Below are 5,105 nucleotides of genomic sequence, written 5' to 3' on the forward strand. Positions count from 1 at the left end.
TCCAGGCCGACATGGGCATCCTGCTGACCTTCATGTTCCTGTGGAACATGCTCGGGGCGCTGATCCTGATTCCGGCCCTGTCGTACTTCCTGCTGCGTGAACGGGTGCCGCACACCGCGCCTGTCGTGCCAGCCGAAACCACTGAATCCACTGAACGTCCGGGCACGCCACATGCCCTGACCACTTCCGAGTAAGCCAACAATGTCTGACTACAAAGCTCCCCTGCGCGACATGCGTTTCGTCCTGAACGAGGTTTTCCAGGTGTCCCGGCTCTGGGCCAAGCTGCCTGGCCTGGCCGACGTGATCGACGAAGAAACCGCCGCCGCGATTCTTGAAGAGGCCGGCAAGATCAGCGGCGAAGTGATCGCGCCATTGAACCGCGCCAGTGACGAACAGGGCTGCACCTGGAACAACGGCGCGGTGAGTGCTCCGGACGGTTTTGCCGAGGCTTATCGGGCTTTCGCCGAGGGTGGCTGGGTCGGTGTTGGCGGTGATCCGCAGTTCGGTGGCATGGGCATGCCCAAGGCGATTTCGGCGCAGGTCGAAGAGATGGTCAACTCGGCCAGCCTGTCGTTCGGCCTGTACCCGATGCTGACGGCCGGCGCCTGCCTGTCGCTGAATGCCCACGCCAGTGAAGCGCTGAAAACCAAGTACCTGCCGAACATGTACGCCGGTATCTGGACCGGTTCGATGTGCCTGACCGAGGCCCATGCGGGCACCGATCTGGGCTTGATTCGCACCAAGGCTGAACCTCAGGCCGATGGCAGCTACAAGGTCAGCGGTAGCAAGATTTTCATCACGGGCGGCGAGCATGACCTGACGGAAAACATCATCCATCTGGTGCTCGCGCGTCTTCCCGATGCGCCCGCAGGACCCAAGGGCATCTCGCTGTTTCTGGTGCCCAAGGTGCTGGTCAACGACGACGGTTCGCTGGGTGAACGCAACGCACTGTCTTGTGGCTCCATCGAACACAAGATGGGCATCAAGGCTTCTGCCACCTGCGTGATGAACTTCGACGAGGCGACTGGCTGGATCGTCGACGTGCCGAACAAAGGTTTGGCGGCAATGTTCACCATGATGAATTACGAGCGCCTGGGCGTCGGTATTCAGGGCCTGGCCCAGGGCGAGCGTTCATACCAGAACGCCGTCGAATATGCCCGTGATCGTCTGCAAAGCCGAGCACCCACCGGCGCGCAAAACAAGGACAAGCCCGCCGACCCTATCATCGTGCATCCGGATGTGCGCCGCATGTTGCTGACCATGAAAGCCCTGAACGAAGGCGGTCGCGCGTTCTCCAGCTACGTGGCGCTGCAACTGGACATCGCCAAGTTCAGCGACGACGCGACGGCCCGTCACCGCGCACAGGAACTGGTCTCGCTGCTGACGCCGGTGGCTAAGGCGTTCCTGACCGACATGGGCCTGGAAACCACGGTGCTCGGCCAGCAGGTGTTTGGCGGCCACGGCTACATTCGTGAGTGGGGCCAGGAGCAACTGGTGCGCGACGTACGCATTACGCAGATTTACGAAGGCACCAACGGCATCCAGTCCCTTGACCTGGCCGGGCGCAAGATCGTCGGCAGCGGCGGGGCGCTTTACCGTTTGTTCGCCTCGGAAATTCGCAACTTCACCGCCAACGCCAGCGCCGACCTTGGCGAGTTTACTCAGCCGCTGAACGCCGCCGTCGACACCCTCGATGAACTGACCGCGTGGCTGCTGGATCGCGCGCAGAACAACCCGAATGAAATCGGCGCGGCCTCCGTCGAGTACCTGCACGTGTTCGGCTATACCGCCTACGCCTACCTGTGGGCGCGGATGGCCAAGGCGGCCATGAGCACCCATTCCAAGGATGATTTCTACGCCAGCAAACTGGCCACTGCGCGCTTCTACTTCGCTCGCTTGCTGCCGCGCATTCATTCGTTAAGTGCCTCGGCCAAGGCCGGCAGCGAATGCCTGTATGCCTTGCAAACCGAGCAATTCTGAAAGGACAAGGAACCCTGTTCATGATGGCGACAAAAATAATTCCGCCCGCCGAAGGCGCCTATGCCTATCCGTTGCTGATCAAGCAATTGCTGTTGTCCGGCGTGCGCTACGAGCCGGGTCGGGAAATCGTCTACGCCGACAAACTGCGCTACAGCTACCAGACCCTCAATCAGCGTATTCGGCGTTTGGCCAATGCGCTGACCGCTGCCGGGGTCAAGGCCGGGGACACCGTGGCCCTGCTCGACTGGGACAGTCATCGCTACCTGGAATGTTTTTTCGCCGTGCCAATGATTGGCGCGGTACTGCACACGGTGAACATTCGTCTGTCGCCGGAGCAGGTGCTCTACACCATGAACCACGCCGAGGATGACCTGGTGCTGGTGCATGATGATTTCCTGCCGCTGGTGGAGCAGATTCAGGGACGGCTGACCACGGTCAAAGGCTTCTTGCGGCTGACCGACGACGTGCCTGTGGATACGTGTCTGCCGATGGTGGGCGAGTACGAAAGCGCGCTGGAGAAAGCATCCGACCAGTACGCGTTTCCTGACTTCGATGAGCATTCGGTGGCGACGCTGTTCTATACCACCGGCACCACGGGCGACCCGAAAGGCGTGTATTTCACTCATCGCCAACTGGTGCTGCATACCCTGAATGCCGTCGGCACCCTGGGCGTCTATCAAGGCCAGCCGTTGCTGCGGTCCGACGATGTGTACATGCCCATCACGCCGATGTTTCACGTGCATGCCTGGGGCGTGCCGTATGTCGCGACACTCATGGGGATCAAGCAGGTGTATCCCGGTCGTTATGAGCCCAACAGCCTGGTCCGGCTTTATCGCGAAGAGAAGGTCACCTTTTCTCACTGCGTGCCGACCATTTTGCAGATGATCCTTAATTGTGAAGAAGGCAAGGCGACTCGTTTCGACGGCTGGAAAATGCTCCTGGGCGGCAGCGCGCTGACCCTCGGTATCGCCAGCGAAGCCAGCGCCAAAGGCATGGTGGTGCATGCCGGCTATGGCATGTCGGAAACCTGCCCGTTGTTGTGCCTGACCTATTTGCGCGATGAAGACCTGGCGCTCCCCGGCGAAGCTCAGCTGCCCATCCGCATCAAGACCGGCACGCCGGTGCCGATGGTCGACCTGAAAATCATCGGCGCCGACGGTGACGACGTTGCCCATGACGGTGAGTCCCTCGGGGAAATCGTGGTGCGCGCACCGTGGCTGACCCAGGGCTATTTGAAGGATAAAGAGAAGGGTGCCGAACTCTGGCACAACGGCTGGCTGCACACCGGTGACATGGCGTCCATTGACGCATCGGGTTGCGTGGAAATCAAAGACAGGATCAAAGACGTGATCAAGACCGGCGGCGAGTGGATCAGCTCTCTGGAGCTGGAAAGCCTGATCAGCGAGCATCCGGCCGTGATGTCGGTCGCGGTGGTGGGCATCGTCGATGAGCAATGGGGCGAACGGCCCATGGCGATGGTGGTGTGCGAACCGGGGCAATACCTTGATCGCAAGCTGCTGGAAGTCCACCTGCAAGCCTTTGTTGACGGCGGGCGCATCAACAAATGGGCCATCCCCAAGCAGTTCAAGTTCGTGGCGGAAATTCCCAAGACCAGCGTCGGCAAGATCAACAAGAAGCTGATTCGCGAGAGCGAGGCGGGCTGACGGAAACAGCTGCCGGGTCAATTTATGGGCCCGGCCGTCAATTTTCCAAACTTGTGCCAAGCTGATGGAGTACTGAAAACCCGGGACGACCTGCCAATGAAACGCACCCAAGCATCGCAAATGCGTCGAGAGTTCTATAAAGCCATATGGCTCTACTTTCATGTGGTCTGGCCGATTATTTCCATGCTTCTTGTGATGATCGTGCTGTTCGGCTTGATCATCAGCTACCTGGAAGGATGGGGCCCGTTCGATGGCATTTACTTTGGTTTCGTCACGGGCTTGACCATCGGGTATGGGGAGCTGGTGCCGAAACTGGCCATCTCGCGGGTGCTGGCGATTTTGCTGGGGTTTAACGGCATCCTGATGACGGCGATTTTTGCAGCACTGTGCATTCGGGGGATTGAAATTGCGGTGCGCGTGACGGGGGCGGATCGACAGGAGGAGCCCAAAGGTTAATTGGCATGGTTAGATACCAGTTTTGAACAACAGGGAATGGCCATGATCGACTTCAACAACAAGGGTTTCTTCAAGCTCAAGCAGAACGACGAATACGCCGAACGCGTCACGGCCTTGCTGCTGGACGGGGAGACGGTTATCGACTCCTACAAATCCATGCGCGATGGCGTGGTGTTTACCAACAAACGGATCATCGCGGTCAACGTCCAGGGTTTGACCGGCAGCAAAAAAGACTTCACCTCGTTGCCGTACAAAAACATCGTGGCGTATTCGGTGGAAACCTCAGGCACCTTCGACCTGGACTCCGAGCTGGAAATCTATTTCTCGTCGTTGGGCAAAGTGAAGTTTGAATTCACCGGCAGGACGTCGATGGTTGAAGTGTCGAAACTGATTTCCCAGCATTTGCTGTGAATTGATTGCCTTTGTGAACGCCACGGACCCCTGTAGGAGTGAGCCTGCTCGCGATGGCGGTGGGTCAGGCGATGATGATGTTGGCTGAACGGACGCCATCGCGAGCAGGCTCACTCCTACAGTTGATTTGTGTTGGCTGTGATAGTTGGGAGCGCCACAAACCCTGTGGGAGCTGGCTTGCCAGCGATGGCGGTGGGTCAGGCGATGATGATGTTGGCTGAACGGACGCCATCGCTAGCAGGCTAGCTCCTACAGTTGATTTGGGTTGGCTGAGATAGTTGGGAGCGCCACAAACCCTGTGGGAGCTGGCTTGCCAGCGATGACGGTGGGTCAGGCGATGATGATGTTGGCTGAACGGACGCGATCGCTGGCAAGCCAGCTCCCACAGTTGTTTTGGGTTGGCTGTGATAGTTGAGAACACCATGGACCCTGTAGGAGTGAGCCTGCTCGCGATGACGGTGGGTCAGGCGATGATGATGTTGGCTGACTGGACGCCATCGCTAGCAGGCTAGCTCCTACAGTTGATTTGGGTTGGCTGTGATAGTTGGGAGCGCCACAAACCCTGTGGGAGCTGGCTTGCCAGCGATGGCGGTG

5 protein-coding genes are annotated in these 5,105 nt (G+C 59.0%); all 5 read left to right on the plus strand.

Going from position 1 to position 5,105, the window contains the following annotated elements:
• The coding region (locus AC3ZVB_RS23470; protein WP_490147842.1) for a hypothetical protein at positions 1-194 on the plus strand (194 nt) is incomplete at its 5' end.
• Positions 195-201: 7 nt separating this feature from the next.
• Positions 202-1,980 (plus strand): acyl-CoA dehydrogenase C-terminal domain-containing protein, encoded by a 1,779-nt coding sequence (locus AC3ZVB_RS23475; protein WP_490147843.1) that lies wholly within the window; start codon positions 202-204, stop codon positions 1,978-1,980.
• A 20-nt stretch (positions 1,981-2,000) separates the two neighbouring features.
• Positions 2,001-3,644: a fatty acid--CoA ligase gene (locus AC3ZVB_RS23480; protein WP_490147844.1), complete on the plus strand. Its 1,644-nt coding sequence runs from the start codon at positions 2,001-2,003 to the stop codon at positions 3,642-3,644.
• A 96-nt stretch (positions 3,645-3,740) separates the two neighbouring features.
• Positions 3,741-4,100 (plus strand): potassium channel family protein, encoded by a 360-nt coding sequence (locus AC3ZVB_RS23485; protein ID WP_162438224.1) that lies wholly within the window; start codon positions 3,741-3,743, stop codon positions 4,098-4,100.
• Between the two features lie 42 nt (positions 4,101-4,142).
• On the plus strand, positions 4,143-4,511 hold the full coding sequence (locus AC3ZVB_RS23490) for a PH domain-containing protein (protein WP_162438225.1): 369 nt from the start codon (positions 4,143-4,145) through the stop codon (positions 4,509-4,511).
• Positions 4,512-5,105: the final 594 nt, after the last annotated feature.

This window comes from Pseudomonas sp. MDV22-iso1, from assembly GCF_058145095.1.